At 73.8% G+C, this 18,009-nt stretch carries 18 protein-coding genes and 1 tRNA gene; 9 read left to right on the top strand and 10 right to left on the bottom strand.

Annotation, left to right across the window (positions count from 1 at the left end):
- Positions 1-3: 3 nt before the first annotated feature.
- The gene (locus ACGFI8_RS44940) at positions 4-225 is read right to left on the bottom strand and encodes a DUF3311 domain-containing protein (protein ID WP_392814473.1); all 222 of its coding nucleotides are present in this window, start codon (positions 223-225) and stop codon (positions 4-6) included.
- A 128-nt stretch (positions 226-353) separates the two neighbouring features.
- Positions 354-1,286 carry a threonine/serine dehydratase gene (locus tag ACGFI8_RS44935; protein WP_392814471.1) on the bottom strand — a complete coding sequence of 311 codons (933 nt, stop codon included), beginning with the start codon at positions 1,284-1,286 and terminating at the stop codon, positions 354-356.
- A gap of 83 nt (positions 1,287-1,369) precedes the next feature.
- Between ACGFI8_RS44935 and ACGFI8_RS44930 the strand changes: the two genes are divergently transcribed.
- Positions 1,370-2,236, top strand: a complete 867-nt coding sequence (locus ACGFI8_RS44930; RefSeq protein ID WP_392814468.1) for a LysR family transcriptional regulator — start codon at positions 1,370-1,372, stop codon at positions 2,234-2,236.
- Positions 2,237-2,324: 88 nt separating this feature from the next.
- Here the strand turns inward: ACGFI8_RS44930 and mshC are convergent, their stop codons facing one another.
- Positions 2,325-3,575, bottom strand: a complete 1,251-nt coding sequence (gene mshC, locus ACGFI8_RS44925) for a cysteine--1-D-myo-inosityl 2-amino-2-deoxy-alpha-D-glucopyranoside ligase (protein WP_392814466.1) — start codon at positions 3,573-3,575, stop codon at positions 2,325-2,327.
- A gap of 109 nt (positions 3,576-3,684) precedes the next feature.
- On the opposite strand from mshC, the gene ACGFI8_RS44920 reads away from it, so the two are divergent.
- Together ACGFI8_RS44920 and ACGFI8_RS44915 are read left to right on the top strand one after the other, a co-directional pair.
- Entirely contained in the window at positions 3,685-4,476 is a 792-nt protein-coding gene (locus ACGFI8_RS44920; RefSeq protein WP_392814465.1) for a MerR family transcriptional regulator, read from the top strand.
- Between the two features lie 95 nt (positions 4,477-4,571).
- Positions 4,572-4,934 carry a VOC family protein gene (locus tag ACGFI8_RS44915; protein ID WP_392814462.1) on the top strand — a complete coding sequence of 121 codons (363 nt, stop codon included), beginning with the start codon at positions 4,572-4,574 and terminating at the stop codon, positions 4,932-4,934.
- Between the two features lie 7 nt (positions 4,935-4,941).
- On the opposite strand, the gene ACGFI8_RS44910 is transcribed toward ACGFI8_RS44915, so the two are convergent.
- From ACGFI8_RS44910 to ACGFI8_RS44895, 4 genes are all read right to left on the bottom strand, one after another.
- A complete protein-coding gene (locus ACGFI8_RS44910; RefSeq protein ID WP_392814456.1) occupies positions 4,942-5,745 on the bottom strand; it encodes an SCO1664 family protein in 804 nt (267 codons plus the stop codon).
- 6 nt (positions 5,746-5,751) lie between these two features.
- Positions 5,752-6,315, bottom strand: coding sequence for a DUF3090 domain-containing protein (locus ACGFI8_RS44905; RefSeq protein ID WP_392814454.1), 564 nt, complete (start codon positions 6,313-6,315; stop codon positions 5,752-5,754).
- Positions 6,316-6,429: 114 nt separating this feature from the next.
- Entirely contained in the window at positions 6,430-7,134 is a 705-nt protein-coding gene (locus tag ACGFI8_RS44900; protein ID WP_392814452.1) for an MSMEG_4193 family putative phosphomutase, read from the bottom strand.
- A complete protein-coding gene (locus tag ACGFI8_RS44895) occupies positions 7,131-8,180 on the bottom strand; it encodes an LLM class F420-dependent oxidoreductase (protein WP_392814450.1) in 1,050 nt (349 codons plus the stop codon). Before ACGFI8_RS44895 ends, ACGFI8_RS44900 begins: the two co-directional genes overlap by 4 nt.
- Before the next feature lie 105 nt (positions 8,181-8,285).
- Here ACGFI8_RS44895 and ACGFI8_RS44890 point away from each other — a divergent pair, with 105 nt between their 5' ends.
- The 4 genes from ACGFI8_RS44890 to ACGFI8_RS44875 all read left to right on the top strand — a co-directional run bounded on the left by ACGFI8_RS44890 (position 8,286) and on the right by ACGFI8_RS44875 (position 13,187).
- Entirely contained in the window at positions 8,286-9,257 is a 972-nt protein-coding gene (locus ACGFI8_RS44890; protein WP_392814447.1) for an aldo/keto reductase, read from the top strand.
- 12 nt (positions 9,258-9,269) lie between these two features.
- Positions 9,270-10,268, top strand: a complete 999-nt coding sequence (locus ACGFI8_RS44885; protein ID WP_392814445.1) for a YncE family protein — start codon at positions 9,270-9,272, stop codon at positions 10,266-10,268.
- Positions 10,269-10,280: 12 nt separating this feature from the next.
- Positions 10,281-10,472 (top strand): DUF5703 family protein, encoded by a 192-nt coding sequence (locus tag ACGFI8_RS44880; RefSeq protein ID WP_350554007.1) that lies wholly within the window; start codon positions 10,281-10,283, stop codon positions 10,470-10,472.
- Between the two features lie 144 nt (positions 10,473-10,616).
- Positions 10,617-13,187 carry an EAL domain-containing protein gene (locus ACGFI8_RS44875; protein ID WP_392814442.1) on the top strand — a complete coding sequence of 857 codons (2,571 nt, stop codon included), beginning with the start codon at positions 10,617-10,619 and terminating at the stop codon, positions 13,185-13,187.
- Positions 13,188-13,733: 546 nt separating this feature from the next.
- On the opposite strand, the gene ACGFI8_RS44870 is transcribed toward ACGFI8_RS44875, so the two are convergent.
- From ACGFI8_RS44870 to ACGFI8_RS44860, 3 genes are all read right to left on the bottom strand, one after another.
- Complete coding sequence (locus ACGFI8_RS44870) at positions 13,734-14,450, bottom strand: hypothetical protein (protein ID WP_392814440.1); 717 nt, start codon at positions 14,448-14,450, stop codon at positions 13,734-13,736.
- Between the two features lie 69 nt (positions 14,451-14,519).
- A complete protein-coding gene (locus ACGFI8_RS44865; RefSeq protein ID WP_392814437.1) occupies positions 14,520-15,821 on the bottom strand; it encodes a M20/M25/M40 family metallo-hydrolase in 1,302 nt (433 codons plus the stop codon).
- A gap of 85 nt (positions 15,822-15,906) precedes the next feature.
- On the bottom strand, positions 15,907-16,752 hold the full coding sequence (locus tag ACGFI8_RS44860) for an SGNH/GDSL hydrolase family protein (protein WP_392814436.1): 846 nt from the start codon (positions 16,750-16,752) through the stop codon (positions 15,907-15,909).
- A gap of 117 nt (positions 16,753-16,869) precedes the next feature.
- Between ACGFI8_RS44860 and ACGFI8_RS44855 the strand changes: the two genes are divergently transcribed.
- Both ACGFI8_RS44855 and ACGFI8_RS44850 read left to right on the top strand, forming a co-directional pair.
- A complete protein-coding gene (locus ACGFI8_RS44855; RefSeq protein WP_392814433.1) occupies positions 16,870-17,466 on the top strand; it encodes a hemerythrin domain-containing protein in 597 nt (198 codons plus the stop codon).
- Between the two features lie 341 nt (positions 17,467-17,807).
- Positions 17,808-17,891 (top strand) — tRNA-Leu (locus ACGFI8_RS44850).
- The last annotated feature ends 118 nt before the right edge of the window (positions 17,892-18,009 follow it).

The following is an 18,009-nucleotide window of genomic DNA, read 5'->3' as shown; positions in this document are numbered from 1 at the left end:
CGCTCACCGCCGCTTCGTCATCCGGTAGACGAGCGTGGTGGTGCCCACGCCCAGGATGATCATGGCCAGTTGCAGCCAGTAGAACCGGGGGAAGCCGAGGATGCGGGGTCCGTCGGCGTTGTACAGGAAGGTGAGCAGCGGCACGACGATCGGGATGAACAGCAGCCAGTTCCAGGGACTGCGGTCACCCGCCCGGGGGGTGTTCGGCTCGTCAGGACCGGCCATGGCAGACCTCTCCTTCAAAGGGGGCTTCGGGCCTGGGCGGCAGGCCCGTATCGATCGACGTAACCGGATCCCCGCCGCGAGCCGGGCCCGTCCGGGCCACGAATCGGCGAACGGTAGGAAACGAGCGCCTAACGGGCAAGCTCCAATTCGGTGGCGTTGGCCCCGGTCACCACCACCCCCACGGCGGAGCCCATCAGCTCGGGCCGGGCGAGCACCGCGGCGAGCGCCGCCGCGCCGGCCCCCTCGGCCTGCGTACCGGCGCGCCCGGCCAGCAGCCGGCGGGCCTCGTCGATGGCGTCGTCGGCGACGAGGACGAAGTCGGCCAGCCGCTCCCGCAGGATCGCCTGCGGCCCGGCGAAGCCGCGCCCGGTGGCCAGGCCGTCGACGCGGGTGCGGTTGTCGCGGTGCACGCACTCCCCCGCCCGCCACGAGTCGTGCGCGGCCGGCGCGGCGGCGGACTGTACGCCGATCACCCGGCAGCCGGGCACGAGCGCGGCGGCGACCAGGCAGGCGGCGGCCGCGCCGGTGCCGGAGCCGACGGGCACGACGACGGTGTCGAGGCCGGGGTGGCGCTCGAAGAGCTCGAGGTAGGCGGTGGCGACCCCGGCGATGAGCTCCGGTTCGTCGCCGGGGCTCACCAGGCGGCCGGGCAGGGTCTGGGCGAGCGCCTCGGCGTCGGCCATGTTGCGACCGTGGCGCAGCACCGTCGCGCCGAGCGCCTCGACCGCCCGGACCTTGAGCTCGGGCGCGGCGGCGGGCATGACGACCGTGGCCCGGCGCCCGTACTCGCGGGCCGCGTACGCGATCGCCCGCGCATGGTTGCCGGTGGAGTAGGTGACCACGGGCTCGTCCGTGGACCCGTCCGCGGGCTCGTCGAGGCACGCGAGCAGGTTGAGCGCGCCGCGGACCTTGAACGCCCCGGTCGGCTGGGCGTTCTCGTGCTTGACCACCAGGCGGCGCCCGGCCACCTCGTCCAGCAGCGGGTACGACCAGGACGGGGTGGGCGGCAGGTGCCGCGCGAGGACTCGTCGGGCCCGCAGCACGTCGTTCATCGTGAGCATGGGGTCACGGTGCCGTACCGCGACCCATAGAACCAGTGCCGAGTTTCTTCCAAACCCATAGGTCGTACTGATACGTTGGCCCCATGCTGGACGTGACCCGGCTGCGGGTGCTCGTCGCGGTGGCTCGGCACGGCTCGGTGACCGCCGCCGCCGACGCGCTGCACTACGCGCAGCCGTCGGTCAGCCACCACCTGGCCCGCCTCGAGGCGGAGACCGGCGCGCAGCTCGTGCAGCGGGTGGGCCGCGGCGTGCGGCTCACCCCGGCGGGCCGGCTGCTGGCCGAGCGGGCGGAGGAGATCCTGGGCCGGCTCGACGCCGCCGAGGCGGAGCTGGCCGAGCACAGCGGCCTGCGCGCCGGCCGGGTGCGCCTGGCCGCGTTCCCGTCGGCGCTGGGCTCGTTCGTGCCGCTCGCCGCGGCCCGCTTCGCCGCCGCGCACCCGGACGTGGAACTGCAGTTCGTCGAGGCCGAGCCGCCGGAGGCGCTGCGGCTGCTGCGGGCCGGCGAGGCCGACCTGGCCGTCGTGTTCGACTACGCGCCGCCGCGCGAGGACACCTTCCGGCTCACGCCGCTGTTCGACGAGCCGCTGCACCTGGTCACCCGGCCCGGGCAGGAGGGCGAGCTGGCCTCGTTCGCCCGGACCCGCTGGATCGCCGGGTGCGAGCGGTGCCGGGAGAGCCTGGTGCGCCGGTGCGCCGCCGCCGGATTCGTCCCCGACATCGCGTTCACCACCGACGACTACGTCGCCGTGCAGGCGCTCGTCGCGGCCGGGCTCGGCGTGACGATCCTGCCCGACCTGGCACTGCGCGCGCACCGCTCGGACGCGGTGGCGACCACCCCGCTGACCGGCGGCGAGCGGCGGGTGAGCGTGGCGGCGTACGGGGTGCCGCCCGACCCGCCGGCGACGGCCCGCCTCGCCGAGCACCTGGGCAGCGTCGCTCAGCCCGGCTGAGTCGCGCGGCGGATCCGGTGCGGACGACTCCGCCGCCGGCCACCGTCCGACGAGTGGCCGGCGCCGAAGAGCCGGTGGGTGCCTCCGTCTAGAGCTTCACGCCGAGCAGGGCGTCGACCGCGCCGGCCATCAGGGCCGGGGCCTCGCGGTCGTCGCCCGCGTCGGCGAGCGTCGCGTCGACCCACGCGTCGACGGCGGCGAGCGCGCCGGGGGCGTCGAGGTCGTCGTTCAGGCGCTCGCGCAGCTGGGCGACGAGCTCGGCGCCCGACGGGCCGATGCCCGCCCGGGCCGCGTCCCGCCAGCGCGACAGCCGCTGCTGGCCGCCCTTGAGCACGTCGTCGGTCCACTGCCGGTCGTTGCGGTAGTGGTCGGCGAGCAGGGCGAGACGCACCGCCATCGGGTCGACGCCGTCGGCCCGCAGCCGCGACACGAAGACCAGGTTGCCCTTGCTCTTGGACATCTTCTCGCCGTCGAGGCCGATCATGCCGGCGTGCACGTAATGCGTCGCGAACGGTGTCTTGCCCGACAGCGCCTCGGCGTGTGCGGCGGAACACTCGTGGTGCGGGAAGAGCAGGTCGTTGCCGCCGCCCTGCACGTCGATGGTGTCGCCGAGCAGGCTCTGCGCGATGACCGCGCACTCGATGTGCCAGCCGGGGCGTCCGGGGCCGAGGTCGCCGCCGTCCCAGGCGGGCTCGCCCTCGCGCAGGCCGCGCCACAGCAGCGGGTCGAGCGGGTCGCGCTTGCCGGGCCGCTGGGGGTCGCCACCGCGCTCGGCGGCCAGGCGCAGCATCTCGGTGCGGGACAGGTTGGACTCGCCGCCGAAGCCGGGCGCGGTGGCGATGGAGAAGTACACGTCGCCGGTGCCGTCCTCCAGCGTGTACGCGTGCCCGGTGGCCAGCAGCACCGACACCTTGCGAGCGATCTGCGGGATCGACTCGACCGCCCCGACGTACCGCTTCGGCGGGATGATCCGCAGCGCCTCCATGTCCTCGCGGAACAGCGCCGTCTCCCGCATCGCGAGCACCACCCAGTCCTCGCCGTCGCGGGCGGCCCGCTCCAGCAGCGGGTCGTCGACGTCGGTGACGTTCTGCACGTAGTCGACCTCGTGGCCGGCGTCGCGCCAGACCCGGTTGGCCAGGTCGAACGCGATCATCGTGGCGGCGTGGCCGAGGTGGGTGGCGTCGTAGGGGGTGATGCCGCAGACGTACATGGTCGCGGGCCGCCCGACGAGCTCCACCGGCGCGATCTCGCGCCGGGCCGAGTCGAAGAGGTTGAGCGGCGCGACGCCGGCTCCGGGGCGGGGCAGCGTGGGCAGCGCCGGTGCGGTCCAGGACTCCATGACCAACAGCCTATCCGTGAGCGGCGCTCGCGAGGGATGTGACGATCCCCGCGCTCCCGCGGGCGAACCGGCTTGCAATTCCAGTAGCTGGAGGAGTTTGACTGTTCGCATGACGACGACGGGCGTCCCGATCGGGGAGTTCTCGCGGCTGTGCCACCTGTCCGCGAAGACGCTGCGGTACTACCACGACATCGAACTGCTGGTGCCGGCCGAGGTGGACGCGGAGACCGGGCACCGGCGGTACCACCCGGGCCAGGTGAGCGACGCGCACCTCATCCGGCGGCTGCGCGGGCTCGACATGCCCCTGGCCGAGATCCGCACGGTGCTCGCCGAGCCGGCCGAGGCCGACCGGGCCGCGGCGCTCGCGCGGCACCTGGACCGGATGGAGGCGGAGCTCGCCCGCACCCGGGACGTCGTGGCCTCGCTGCGCCGGCTGCTCGACGCGGCCCCGCCGGTCACGGTGCTGTACCGCAGCCACGCCCCGACTCCGGTCGTGCACGTCGGCGCCCGGGTCACACGCCCGGACGTCGCCGGCTGGTGCCGGGAGTCGTTCGCGGCGCTGAACCGGACCCTGGCCGAGCGGGGCCTGGACCCGGCGGGCCCGGCCGGCTCGATGTACTCGACGGAGTTCTTCGAGCACGACGAGGGCGAGGTGGTCGCGTTCGTGCCGGTACCACCGGGCGCCGGCCCGAGCCTGGTGCTGCCGCCCCGCCGCTACGCGGTCGCGGTGCACGCCGGCCCCTTCACCGACTGCGACCTGACCTACGGCGCCCTCGGCGCGCACGTGGCCGCGCACGACGAGGCGCTGCCCGAGCCGATCGTCGAGCTGTACCTGGTCGGCCCGCAGCACACCCCCGACCCGGAGCGCTACCGGACCGAGGTCTGCTGGCCGGTGGCGTAGGCCGCGGCGTGAACACAGCCGTAGAGGCGACATATCCGGCCGCTGACGCGTCCAGATATGTCGGACTTATCACCATAAATAGGAGGTAGGGAGCAATGTCCGAACTGAGGATCGCCCACGTCACCGTCGACTGCAGCGGCGACGCCGCGGCGCTGGCCGGGTTCTACGCACAACTGCTGCGCCGCGAGGTGGACCCGGGAGCGTCGCAGTACTTCGCCACGATCGGCCGCGCGAGCGGCGCCGTGCCGGTGCTGATGTTCATCCGGGTGCCCGACCGCACGCCGGGCAAGAACAGCGTCCACCTCGACCTGCACACCGACGACATCGCCGGCGACGTCGGCCGGGCCGTGGCGCTGGGCGCGAAGCCGCTGGGCGACTACGACGAGTACGGCGCCGTATGGACGACCCTCGCCGACCCGGAGGGCAACCTCTTCGACATCGGCCGCGGCGGCAACTAGATCGGGACTAGATCGGGGGCCAGGGGATCGCGTGGCGGTCCTCGTCGGGCTCGGGGAAGCACCGCGAGCGCAGCAGCGCCGCGATGCGCACCGAGACCATCGCCACCTCGGCCGGGGTCAGGTGCTCCGACAGCGACTCGGCGAGGCCGGCGGAATACTGCGCCCGCAGCTTCTCCAGCACCTCGAGGCCCTCATCCGGGATCGGCTCGCCGGCCCAGCCCCAGATGATCGTGCGCAGCTTGTCCTCGGTGTGGAAGCAGATGCCGTGGTCGACACCGTGGACGTGCCCATCCACGGTGTCGATCACGTGCCCGCCCTTGCGGTCGGCGTTGTTCACGATCGCGTCGAAGACGGCGACCCGGGCCAGCCGCGGGTCGTCGGCGTGGGCGAGGACGAACGGGCGGCCCCGCTCGTCGCGGGCGGACATGATCCGCCGCCAGTGCTTCGGCACCCGGCCGGCGGGAACGAACCCGAGCAGCGGTTCGTCGCTCTGCAGCTCGTCGTCGATCCACAGCTGGCACATGCCGGGGCCGAGGGGGCCGTCGCGCAGGACGGTCGGCGGGACGATGCCCCAGCCGGTCGCCTGCGACAGCAGCCACGCGGCGTATTCCCGGCCGGCGAGGGTGCCGTCGGGGAAGTCCCACAGCGGCCGCTCGCCGCTGACCGGCTTGTAGACGCACCGGGCCACCGTGTCACCCAGGGTGATCACACAGCGCAGGGTCGCGTTGGAGGCGTCCATGAGCCGGCCCTCCAGCTCCATCGCGCCGTGGCGCAGCAGTTCCAGCGCCTCGTCCTCAGGCAGGGCCGGCACGCCGCGCTACCGGCGGTAGCCGTTGTGCCGCGGACAGAGGTGCCCGCGGGCGTCGAGCGGCTGCCCGCACAGCGGGCAGGGCGGGCGACCGGACGCGACGACCCGCTTGGCCCGCTCGATGAACGCGCGGGTGGCCGCCGGCGTCAGCCGGACCCGCAGGCGGTCCCGGTCGGCGGTGACGAGCTCGTCGTCATCGTCCTCGTCGGGCTCCTCGGCCTCCTCCTCGCCGACCGCGATCGCCTCGATCACGACCGTCGCGGAGTCGACGTCGAACTGCAGTCCGAGGGTGCCGACCCGGAACTCCTCGTCGAGCGGCGTGTCGAGGGGCTCGTTGTCGGCGGTCTCGGCGACCGTCTCCGCGGCGAGGTCGACGCCGAAGCGGCGGTGGGCCTCCTGCAGCAGCTCCTCGAGCTTCTCGGCCAGGAGGGAGACCTGTACCTTTTCCAGGGCGACGCTGATCAGCCGGCCGCCGCCGCGCGCCTGCAAGAAGAAGGTCCGCTCCCCCGGCGCGCCTACGGTGCCGGCAACGAACCGCTCGGGCGGCTCGAACGCGTATACGTGGTGGCTCATGCTGTCACCTCCGCTCCCCTCCGGCCGCAGCACGAGCTGCCGCTCCGCTCCGAACCGCTCATGCCCAAAACTCTATCCACTCTTGGTGGCGTCCGCCGCAGCCGGGCTACAAGATCACACGGAACCGCCCGAACCGCCTCCTACGGCGGCGTCGGACGACATTTCCTCCTCGGGCTTCTCCGGGGGCTGGAACGCCGAAAGGTCGCCGCCGGTGTCGTTGAGGCGCAGGACGAACGAGCGCAGCGGGGTGTACCGGATCACGGTCACCGACGCCGGTTCGACCGCGATGCGCTGGAACAGGTCCAGGTGCATGCCGAGGGCGTCGGCGACGATCGCCTTGATGATGTCGCCGTGGCTGCACGCCAGCCACACCGCCTCCGGCCCGTGCGACAACGCGATCTTCGCGTCCCAGCCGCGGACGGCGGCGATCGCGCGGGCCGACATCGCGGCCATCGACTCGCCGTCCTCACCGGGGAACACCGCGGCGGACGGGTGCGCCTGCACGGTCGCCCACAGCGGCTCCTTGGCCAGCTCCTTGAGCGGGCGGCCGGTCCAGTCGCCGTAGCGGCACTCGATGATCGCGTCGTCCTCGATCACGTCGGCGACGTCGGGCAGGGCCAGGGCCAGGGTCTCCCGGCAGCGTGGCAGCGGGCTGCTGACCACGGCGGCGAGGGGCAGCTTGGCGGCGGCGAGGCGCTCGCCGACGGCGACGGCCTGCCCCCGGCCGACCTCGTCCAGCGCCACCGGCTGGTGCCCGGCGAGGATCCCGGTGGCGTTGGTGTCGGTACGGCCGTGGCGCAGCAGCAAGACGGTGGTCACCCCTCCAGGCCCGCCTTCGACCAGGCGTCGGCGAGCTGGCGCAGGGTCGCGATCGAGTGTTCGGCATCGCCGAAAACGAGCGTGGAGATCTCCGTCACGCCGGCCTCCTTGTACGCGTGCAGCCGCTCGGCGACGCGCTCGACGGGGCCGAGCAGCGAGGTGCGGTCGATGAACTCCAGCGGCACGGCGGCCGCCGCATCCCGGTGGCGCTTGGCCAGGTAGAGATCCTGCACCTCGCGCGCGGCGTCGCCGTAGCCCATCCGGGTCGCCAACGCATTGTAGAAGTTCTGCTCGCGCGAGCCCATGCCGCCGACGTACAGGGCGGCGTAGTGCCGCACCAGCTCGGCGCACATTTCGACGTCGTCGCCGAACACCACCGGTACACTGGCGGCCACCTCGAAGCCGTCGAGCGTCCGGCCGGCCTTGGCCCGGCCCGCGGCGATCGGCCTGAGCGCTTCCTCGCCGAACTCGGGCGCGAAGAACACCGACAGCCAGCCGTCGGCGATCTCTCCGGCAAGCTCGAGGTTCTTCGGGCCGACCGCGGCGAGATACACCGGAACGCGGTCGCGCACCGGGTGCAGGATCAACTTCAGCGCCTTGCCGGGGCCGTCGGGCAGGGGCAGCCGGTAGTACTCGCCGTCGTACTCGACGACCTTGCGGGTCAGGGCCAGGTTCACGATGTCGACGTACTCCCGGGTGCGCGCCAGCGGCTTGGCGAACCGCACCCCGTGCCAGCCCTCGGACACCTGCGGCCCCGACACGCCGAGGCCGAGCCGGAACCGGCCGCCCGACAGCTTGTCGATCGTGGCCGCGGTCATCGCCGCCATGGCGGGCGTGCGGGCCGGGATCTGGAACACGGCGGAGCCCAGCTCGATCCGCTCGGTCTGCCCGGCGATCCAGGCGAGCATCGACGGGGCGTCGGATCCGTACGCCTCCGCCACCCATACGCAGGAGAAACCGAGGCGGTCGGCCTCCTGTGCGACGGCCAGGTGACCGGCCGGGTCGTTCCACGACGACAGGTAACCGAGGTTCAACGCGAGCCGCACAACTGCCTCCCAGGAGTCCCCCGCGCGACCCTGCACGGGCGGCACCAGGGTAGCCCGGGGCACGCCTACCGTACGAAGGCGCCATCCGGCCGTATCGTTCCATGCATGCAGCAGCGACCGCTCGGCCGTAGCGGGCTGGCGGTATCCCGGCTGGCCCTCGGCACCATGACCTGGGGCCGTGACACCGACGCCGACGACGCGGCCGCCCAGCTCAAGACGTTCCGCGACGCCGGCGGCACGCTGCTGGACACCGCGGACGTCTACGCCGACGGCGAGGCCGAGTCCGTCATCGGCGCCCTGGTGGGCCGCCTGGTACCCCGGGAGGAGCTGGTCATCGCCACCAAGGCGGGCCTGCGTCCGGGCATGGCCCGCCGCCGCGACGGCTCCCGCGGCCACCTCCTGCGCGCCCTGGACACCTCCCTGCAGCGGCTCGGGACCGACCACGTCGACCTGTGGCAGGTGCACGGGTACGACCCCGACACGCCGCTGGAGGAGACCCTCTCCGCGATCGACACCGCCGTGAGCAGCGGCCGGGCCCGCTACGCCGGCGTGTCGAACTTCTCGGGCTGGCAGACCGCCCGCGCCGCCACCTGGCAGGCGGCCTGGCCGGGCCGGGCGCCGCTGGTGTCGACGCAGGTGGAGTACTCCCTGCTGGAGCGCGGCATCGAGCGTGAGGTGGTGCCGGCCTGCGCGGCGCTGGGCATCGGCATCCTGCCCTGGTCGCCGCTCGGGCGGGGGGTGCTCACCGGCAAGTACCGCACCGGCGTGCCCGCCGACTCCCGCGCCGCGTCGCCGCACTTCGAGCGGTTCGTGGCGCCCTACCTCGACGACCGGTGCGCCGGCATCGTCGAGGCGGTCGCCACCGCCGCCGGCGGGCTCGGCGTGTCGCCGCTCGAGGTGGCCCTCGCGTGGGTGCGCGACCGCCCGGGCGTGGTGGCGCCGGTGCTCGGCGCCCGCACCGTCGGGCAACTGCTCGGCGCGCTGCAGACCGAGGAGATCGTGCTGCCGCGCGAGATCCGGGCCGCGCTCGACGACGTGTCGGCGCCCAGCTCCGGCTATCCGGAACGGCAGACATAACCTGGATGGATCATGTTGCGCCGACTGTTCCCCCTGGCCGGCCTGCTGCTGCTCACCGCGTGTGACGCCGGCGCGCCTGTCGGTCACCCCGACGCCACCGTCCCGACCCCGACCTGGGCCCCACCGGCCTCCGCGCCGCCCGCGGGCTCGATCTCGGCGGTGCCCTCGAAGCCCGCGGGCGTGGCGCTCGACGCGGGCGGAGCACGCCTGGCGGTCATTTCGGACAAATCCGCACTTGTACTGCACGAGCCCGCCACCGGCCTCGCGGAGATCCCGGCCGCCGAGCCGCCCCGCGGCGTGGTCGCCGTGGCCGGCGGCGGCTTCCGCGCGGTGGCCGGCGCGGCCGTGCTCGACCTGCCGCCCAGCGCCACCGCGCCGGCATCCTGGCCACTGCCCGCGCCGGGCGGCGCGATCGCCGTGCCGCGGGCGGCGGATTGGACCGCCGTGGCCCTCCCCGACCGCGGCGACGTGATCATCCTCTCTTCCGCCGGGACCGAGATCCGGACCATGCACACCGGCGGCCGCCCGTCGGCGCTGGCCGCCGACGACGAGCGCATCGCGGTCCTTGACGCCGGGCAGTCGTCCCTGACCGTGTACGACGCGGCCACCGGCGCCCGCCAGGAGGCGCTGCGGGCCGGCGACGGCGCCGTGGCGGTCGCCGCCGTCGGCGCGCCGGGCGGCAGGAGCCGGTTCGCCGTGATCGACGCTCGCGACGGCGAGCTGCTGGTCTTCGACACCGGGCCGCTGCTGCTGCGGCAGCGGTACCCGGTGCCGGGCGGCGCGTGGGCGCTCGCCTACGACCCCGGCCGGAGGGTGTTGTGGGTGACCGCCACGCAACGTAACGAGGTCGTCGGGTTCGACCTGAGCGGCGGTACCCCCCGCGAGGTGGCCCGGCACGCCACCGTGCGGCTGCCGGTCGCGGTCGCCGTCGACCCGTCCACCGGCGCGCTGGCCGTCGGCGGGTCGGACGCCACCGGCGCGGAAGGGCTGGTGCAGCGGATACCGGCGTAGCAGTATCGGGTCATGGACTACGAATACGTGCCGCTGCGGTTACCGTCGAATGTCGACCGGATGACCGCTAACGCACAGCTGACGATCCAGGCCGAATACGGCGGCTGGGAGCTCGCCCGGGTGCGGCTCTACCCGGACGGGACCCGCCAGGTGATGCTCCGCCGCCGCGTCACGAGCGAGACGCTGCCCGGCCTCAGCACGTAGCCCTCAACCGGCCCCGACCGGCCTCAGCATGCCGGCGCCGTCAGCGGGCGGCCCGGGGAAACCGCGTGCGGCCCGCTTTTGCGGCCGCGTTCGGCGCGATGCTCGGGGAACGCAACCTCGTCGCCGCTTGATGCGTTGCCCCGCTTGCGCGAAACTCGCCTCGACCCCTCCGAGGAAAGAATCGCCGTGCTGCCGGTTTCCGTTACGCTCAGCGCCGCCGCGCTGATCACGGCCCTCGCCGGGCTGATCCCGGCCGGCGTCGCCCTCGCCGTCGCGGGGCTGGTCGCCGCCGCGCGGGCGGCCGGCCTGTTGCTGCGCCGGGGCCCGGACTCGTCCTGGAACCGCCCGGCCGGCGCCGGTCTCGCCTTCTGCGGCGTGTCGACCGTCGCCGCCGGCGTCGCCCTGGCCGTCGCGCCGCACGCGATGTTCCCCGACGTGCCGCTGCCGGCCGAACTGCCGCTGATCGGGCTGTTCTTCGTGGCCGGCACGTTCCTCGCCGGGCTGTTCCACCTGGCGGCGCAGCCGGCCACCTACCTCGGGCGGGTTCGTCGCCTGCTCGACGGCGTCGGCATCGGGGTGCTGCTGTTCTTCATCGCCTGGCTGGTCGTCTTCCAGGCGGCCGGGCTCAAGGGCGCCGGGCTCACCGCGGTGCTCGTGGCGAGCGTCGCCGTCGGCGCGGCCGTGGTCGGCACGATGCGCGCCGCCCCGATGCGGCCCGGCGCCGTCCTGCGCGGCGTGGGCGTGCTGGTCACGATCGTCGCGCAGACCGCGCTGATCCTGATCCTCGACTACCACCTGTCCGCGGCCTGGCTCCCGCTGGCGGGCGTGCCGCTCGTGGCCGGGCCGCTGCTCGCCGGCCGCGTGCTGCCACCGCGCGGCACCGCGGAGGCGCCCGGCACCGCGAGCCCGGACGGCAGCTTCGCCCGGTATCCGCTGCTGGCCCTGCCGCTGGCGGCCGCGATCGTCGCCGCCGCCTACCACCTCGTCGTCGCCGGCCGCTTCGACGCGCTCTCGGCGGCGCTGGCCATCGTCGGCGTGCTCATCCTCGCGGTGCGCGAGGCCCTCGCCGTCGCCGACGTGCGGCAGTACGCGCGCTGGCTCGCCGAGCGCGAGGCCCGCTTCCGCGCCCTCGTCGCCGGCTCCGCGGACGTGACGATGATGCTCGACGACACCCTCGTCGTGCGCTGGCAGTCCCCGGCCGCCGCGCGCCGCCTCGGCCTCGCCGACGCCGACGTCGTCGGGCGCCCGCTGCTGGACCGGGTGCACCCGGACGAGGCCGAGGCCGTCGGCGCGGCCCTGCGCGGCGGCGACACGCTCATCGAGGCCCGCCTCGGCGACGGCTTCGGCGTCTGGCGCGACACCGAGTGGAGCGTCAGCGACCAGCGCGCCGACCCGTCCGTGCGGGCCGTGGTGGTGCACGTGCGGGACATCAGCCAGCGCCGCCAGCTCGAGCACGCCCTGCGCCAGGTCGCGCGCAGCGATCAGCTCACGGGCCTGGCCAACCGTGCCGAGCTGCGCCGCCTGCTGGCCGAACGCACCGTGCCGTGCGTGCTCGTCGTCCTCGGCCTCGACGGGCTGAGCAGCGTCAACCAGCTGCGCGGCCACGAGGTCGGCGACGCCGTCCTGGTCGAGGCCGTCCGCCGGCTGCGGGCCGCGCTGAGCCCCGGCGAGCTCGCCGCCCGCCTCAGCGGTGACCAGTTCGCGGTCCTCACCGCCGGCGGCGCCGTGCACGCCCAGATGACCGCGAGCCGGCTGCTCACGCTGCTGTCCGACCCCTACCCGGTGCTCGGCGTCGCCTCGCACCTGTCCGCCTCCGCCGGCCTCGCCGAGCACGTCGCCGGCGAGGGCCCCTCCGACCGCGCGCTGAGCCGCGCCGAGCTCGCCCTGCAGCGCGCCCGGCAGCTCGGCCCGGCGCAGCCGCCGCAGTGGTACGACGAGGCGACGACCGCCCAGCTGCGCCGCCGCCTCACGATCGAGCAGGACCTGCCCGGCGCCCTGGCCCGCGGCGAGCTCGACCTGCTCTTCCAGCCGGTGGTCGAGCTGCCCTCGGGCCGCGTCGCGGGCGTCGAGGCCCGCCCACGCTGGCGCCGCGCCGGCCTGGGCGCGGTCGAGGACGCCGAGTTCCTGCCGGTCGCCGACCAGCTCGGCCTGCACCTCGAGCTGGGCGCATGGCTGCTGGCCGCCGCCGGCCGCCAGCTCGCCGTGTGGGGCGGCGCGGCCCCCGCCGGCCGCCCGCTCTGGCTGGCCTTCACCGTCTCGCCCGCCATGCTGGCCCACGACGGCTTCGTCGACCTGCTCGCCGCGGCCGGGTTCCCGCCCTCGCTGCTGGTCGTCCAGTTCACCGTCCCCGACCCGGAGCTGCCCGACCTGGTCGACCGCCTCACCGCCGTACGCATGCTGGGGGCGCGAACCGCCCTGGACGGCTTCGGCGTGCAGGCCACGTCGCTGAGCCTGCTGCGCCGCCTCCCCCTGGATCTGGTACGCGTGGACCGCCGCACCTTCGCCGGCGCCGACACCGCCGTCGTCGCCGCCGTGGTGAACCTGGCCCGCCAGCTGGGCGTCGACGTGGCCGTGGACGGCGTGCGCGACGACGACGAGCAGCGCACGATCGCGGCCGCGGGCTGCCGCCTCGCCCAGGGTCCGCTGTTCTGCGCCCCGTCGGTCCCGGAGCGCGTCGAGGCGTACCTCGACACCCAGCGCACCACGATGCACTGACGCACGGCATGTGCCCGGTTGCATTGGCGCTCGCCGTTGTCCGCTGACGCGTAGCCGAACGGTGCGCGGGAGCGGTACGGCGCCTCCAGCCGGGCCGTCTGCTCCGGGGTGAGCATCACGTCGAGCGACTCGGCCGCCCCGCGACGCCTCAGCCCCGCAGCGCCGGCCGCGTGGGGCGCCGGCCGCGTGTCGCCCGGGCTGCGGGGTGCGTCAAGCGTCGACGCTCTGAAGCGTCCGCCGCGCCCATGTGTCCGCCGCGCCCATGTGTCCGCCGCGCCCATGTGTCCGCCGCGCCCGGTGCATCCGTCCGTGCCCGTACGGTCCGGCGCGCCCATGCACTCGTGCGTCCGGCGCGCTCAGTGCGCCCCGGTCCGCCCCGCCCGTGCGTCCGCCGCGCCCGTGCAGTCCGCCGCGCCCGTGCAGTCCGGTGCGCCCGTGCAGTCCGGTGCGCTCGTGCAGTCCGGTGCGCCGGTGTGCTGGTGGCGGCTGGTGTGCTGGTGGCGGCCGGCCCGGGACCGTGGCGGCCCGGGCCGGGCCGTGCCGGGGTCAGCGGCGCTCCGCCGCCTCGCCCAGGCCGGGGCCGTCGGCGGCCTCCGCCTCGTCCTCTTCCTCGGCCAGCTCGTCGTCCAGGTCGACGAAAGCGTGCTCGTCGAGGCGGTCCACGACGCGGTCGGCCCCCGACAGGGCGAACGGGCCGGCGCCGTCGTTGTCCTCGTACGTCTCCGGGTCCAGCGGGGTCTCGACCTCGGCGACGATGACCACGCCGTCGAGGGACTCCAGCTCCGGGATGTCCAGGGCGCCGAGCGAGCCGTCACCGGCCTGCATCAGCTCCAGGACGGCCTCGCCGACCGTCTCAACCGGGGCGCCGTCGCCGTCGCCCGGGTTGGCGCGGCGGGCGGCCTCGGCGAGGCGGAGCAGGGCGGCGACGCTCGGTACGCGGTAGTCGCGGCGCTGGCGGACGGAGATGACCTGCGGGTGCGGGTCCTCCGCCTCGGTGCCGTCGACGCCGCCGATGCCGACGCCGAACTGGCGGTCGGCCTCCTCCGGGTCGATCGCCTCGACGTCCCACGGGGTGACCTCGCCGAACTCGTCGAGCAGGAGCTCGTCGTAGCTGTTGGAGGCGTTGTTGAGCTCCACGTAGGCGCGCCACACCTCGTCGTCGTCGGCCCGCCCGTTGGCGGCCTTGACCGCGGCAAGGTGCTCGCGGGCCGCCGCGGTCACGCGCTCGAGCGCGGCGTCAAGCTCCGCGTGCCGGTCGGTCATGATGGGACTCCCCCTGAGATCGATGAAGCGCTGGCTGGGTCTGGCTGGGTCTGGCTGGGTCTGGCTGGGTCAGGACTGCTGCAGGAACCGGTCGAGAACTCGCACGCCGAACTGTAGTCCCTCCACGGGAACGCGCTCGTCAATGCCATGGAACAACGCGCCGAAGTTCAGATCGGCCGGAAGGCGTACGGGCGAGAAGCCGAAGCAGCGGATGCCGAGCTTGGCGAACTGCTTGGCGTCGGTGCCGCCACTGAGCATGTACGGTACGGTCACGGCGCCCGGGTCCTCGGCCCGCAGCGCCGCCGACATGGCCTCGACCAGCGCCCCGTCGAACGTGGTCTCGAGGGCCGGCTGGCGGTGGATGTACTCCAGCTCGATGTCCGGCCCGACGATGCGCCGCAACTCCTCCTCGAACACCTCGGACTGCCCCGGCAGGGTGCGGCAGTCGATGGTCGCCGAGGCGCGGCCGGGAATGACGTTGTCCTTGTACCCGGCGGTGAGCCGGGTTGGGTTGGCGGTGTTGCGCAGGGTGGCGCCGATGATCATCGCGATCGGGCCGATCTTGCCGACGGCACCCTCGGGGTCGTCGAGGTCGAGTTCGATGCCGAGGATCTGCGAGACCTGCTCCAGGAACGCGCGCACCGTCGGGGTGAGCACGATCGGGAACTTGTGCTGGCCGACCCGCGCGACCGCTTCGGCCAGGGCGGTGACCGCGTTGTCGTCGTTGATCATCGAGCCGTGCCCGGGGCGGCCCTTGGCGTGCAGGCGCAGCCAGTCGATGCCCTTCTGCGCGGTCTCGACGAGGTAGAGCCGCTGGTCGCCGCCGATGCTCACGGAGAAGCCGCCGACCTCGCCGATCGCCTCGGTGACGCCCTCGAAGCAGGCCGGGTGCTCGTCCACCAGATACTGCGCGCCGTAGGTGCTGCCGGCCTCCTCGTCGGCGACGAAGGCCAGCACGACGTCGCGCGGGGGCTTGCGGCCTTCGCGCTTCATCTGCCGTACCAACGCCAGGACCATCGCGTCGAAGTCCTTCATGTCGACGGCGCCGCGCCCCCACAGGTAGCCGTCCTTGAGCTCGCCGCCGAACGGGTGCACCGACCACTCGGACGCGTCGGCCGGCACCACATCGAGGTGGCCGTGGATCAGCAGCGCGTCGCGTGACGGGTCGGTGCCCTCGAACCGGGCGACGACACTGGCCCGCCCCGGCTCGCTCTCGTAGATCTCGGGCTGGAATCCGACCTCGGCGAGCTTCTCCGCCACGTATTCGGCGGCCACCCGCTCCCCGGCGCTCGTGTCGAGGTCGCCGGTGTTGGTGGTGTCGATGCGCAGCAGATCCCGGCAGATTTCGATGACCTCGTCGGTGGCGTCCATGGTGAAGTCATATCAGGCGGCACCGACAGTTTCCCGGGTGGTCCGGCGACTGCTACACAGCGTAGCCGCCGGACCACGCTCGGATTCACCAGCCGAAGCCGGCGGCGTAGCTGATCGAGGCGAGAACCGCCTGTCCGGAGGCGTTCGGGTGGAAATAGTCCCAGGTGGAGACCTGTGACAGCTGGAACTGGTAGCCGAAGACGGCCCCGCCGTCGTACTGGCAGTTCGCGCCGTACGCGGCACAGGCGTCGGCCAGCTGCGCGTTGAAGTCGATCACGCGCTGACGCACCCGGTCGCGCCGCGCGGCGTCGGCGGCCGCCGTCGAGGCGGGGTTGGCCAGCATCGACTGGCAGATGCCGAACAGCGACCAGACCGTGCGCGCCGACGAGCTGGTGCTGCCGACCTGCCACAGCCGCTTGATGTCGGGGATGCTGATGAGCAGGACCTTCGCGGCCGGCAGCCCGGACTTCAGGGTCGCCAGGGCGGTGTCCAGCGACGACCGGAACGCGGCGACGGCGGTCATCGAGGACTCCGAGGAGGTACAGGCATCGTTGGCGCCGATGAGGATCGTCACGTAGGCCGCGCCCTGGCTCACCGCGGCGGCGGCCTGCCCGGGCATGTCGGCGACCTTGGCGCCGGACTTCGCGTCGTTGTAGTTACGTCCGTCGATCGCCGGGTTGACGGCCCGGATGCGCAGGTAGTGGCTGTTGACGCCGCTGTCGCTGCCGGTGCTGAACGACCGGCTCGTGCAGTCGACGAACCATCCACAGGCGTTGAAGCCGCGGGAGATCGAGTCGCCCATGGAGGCGATGGAGCCGGGCGGCGGGCCCGGGGCCGCGGCGGCCGGGGCGGCGGCACCCAGCTGCGCGGCGGTGATGACGGCGGCTGTGAGGGCGGCGAGGGTGGCGGACCCCCGCCAGGTAACGGACATGGCGACCCCTTCCATTGAAGCTTGTGCATGACAGCGTACTGGCGGGTAACCTGTCGTTTCAAGCAGCGGCCCGCCGGGTAACCGAGCGTCACCACACGCGATCGAGGAGGATCAACGGTGAGTGCCGCCCCGCTCCCCCCGCTGCCGCCCGTGCCGGGCGTGACCGACGACGAGCTCGAGCCGGCCGGGCGCAGCATGATCGAGCTGCTCGAGGAGGAGCACGACCGCCTCGACCTGCTCTGCTCCCGCGCGGCGACGGAGCCGGCCGCGTCGGACGTCCTGGTGGCGACCCTGGCGCGGCACCTGTCGGCCGAGGAGCAATACCTTTATCCAGCGGTCCATTCGGTACTGCCGGAAGGCCCGGCCATCGCCGAACGCGAGCTCGCCGCCGACGCGGACCTGCTCGTGGCGCTGCGACGGCTGCACTCGACCGCCGACGGCGCGGCCCTGCAGTCGGTCGCGGAGCGCATCCGCCAGCACACGCACCGCACGGCGACCGAGGTCTTCCCGGCCCTGCGCGCGCGCTGCTCCGACGGCGAGCTCGTCCGGCTCGGCAACCGCGTCGAGATCGCCCGCTCCGCCGCGCCGACCAGGCCGCACCCGGGCACCCCGTCCACCCCGCCCCTGAACAAGATCGTCGACCCGGCCCTGGGCGTCGTGGACAAGGTGATGGACGCCCTCTCCCGCCGTACGACATGGGAAGAAGACCTCTGAGGAGGCACCGCACCGGCACGGCAACCATCCTGTGGATCATCGCGGTGCTCGTCGGCATTGCCGGCGCCGTCGCACTCCCGCGCCGGCAGATCTTCGTGGCACTGCCGATCGGCCCGGGTGGCATCAGCATCTTGAACGCCCGAGGCCCGAACCCCAGGGCCACACAGACCCGGGGTGGCCGGCTCCCCCTCCGGCCACCCGCGGTACCAGGCCCCCGGCGCCCTCGCACCGGGGCCGCCACGTGTCGGACCCCCCGATTCGTCAAGATCGCACCAGACCGTGTAATCTATCGCAAGGCCGTTGGAGCGGGGCAGAAAACACCGCGTACAATGGTCCAGCCGGTCGAAGTGGCGGAATGGCAGACGCGCTAGCTTGAGGTGCTAGTGCCCGTATAGGGCGTGGGGGTTCAAGTCCCCCCTTCGACACGTAAACTCCCTGCCCGGCGGCAAATCGGGCATAGCGGGTCAGACCAGAGCCGCCGGATCGAGCGAGCATCCGGCCTCGCCGCAGGTCACGACAAGCCCTTGCTGGCGAAGATGGTCG

The organism is Dactylosporangium sp. NPDC048998 (assembly GCF_043197855.1).
Taxonomy (GTDB): Bacteria; Actinomycetota; Actinomycetes; order Mycobacteriales; family Micromonosporaceae; genus Dactylosporangium.
The sequence above is the reverse complement of the archived record's forward strand: the minus strand, read 5'-3'. Positions and strand labels throughout refer to the sequence as shown.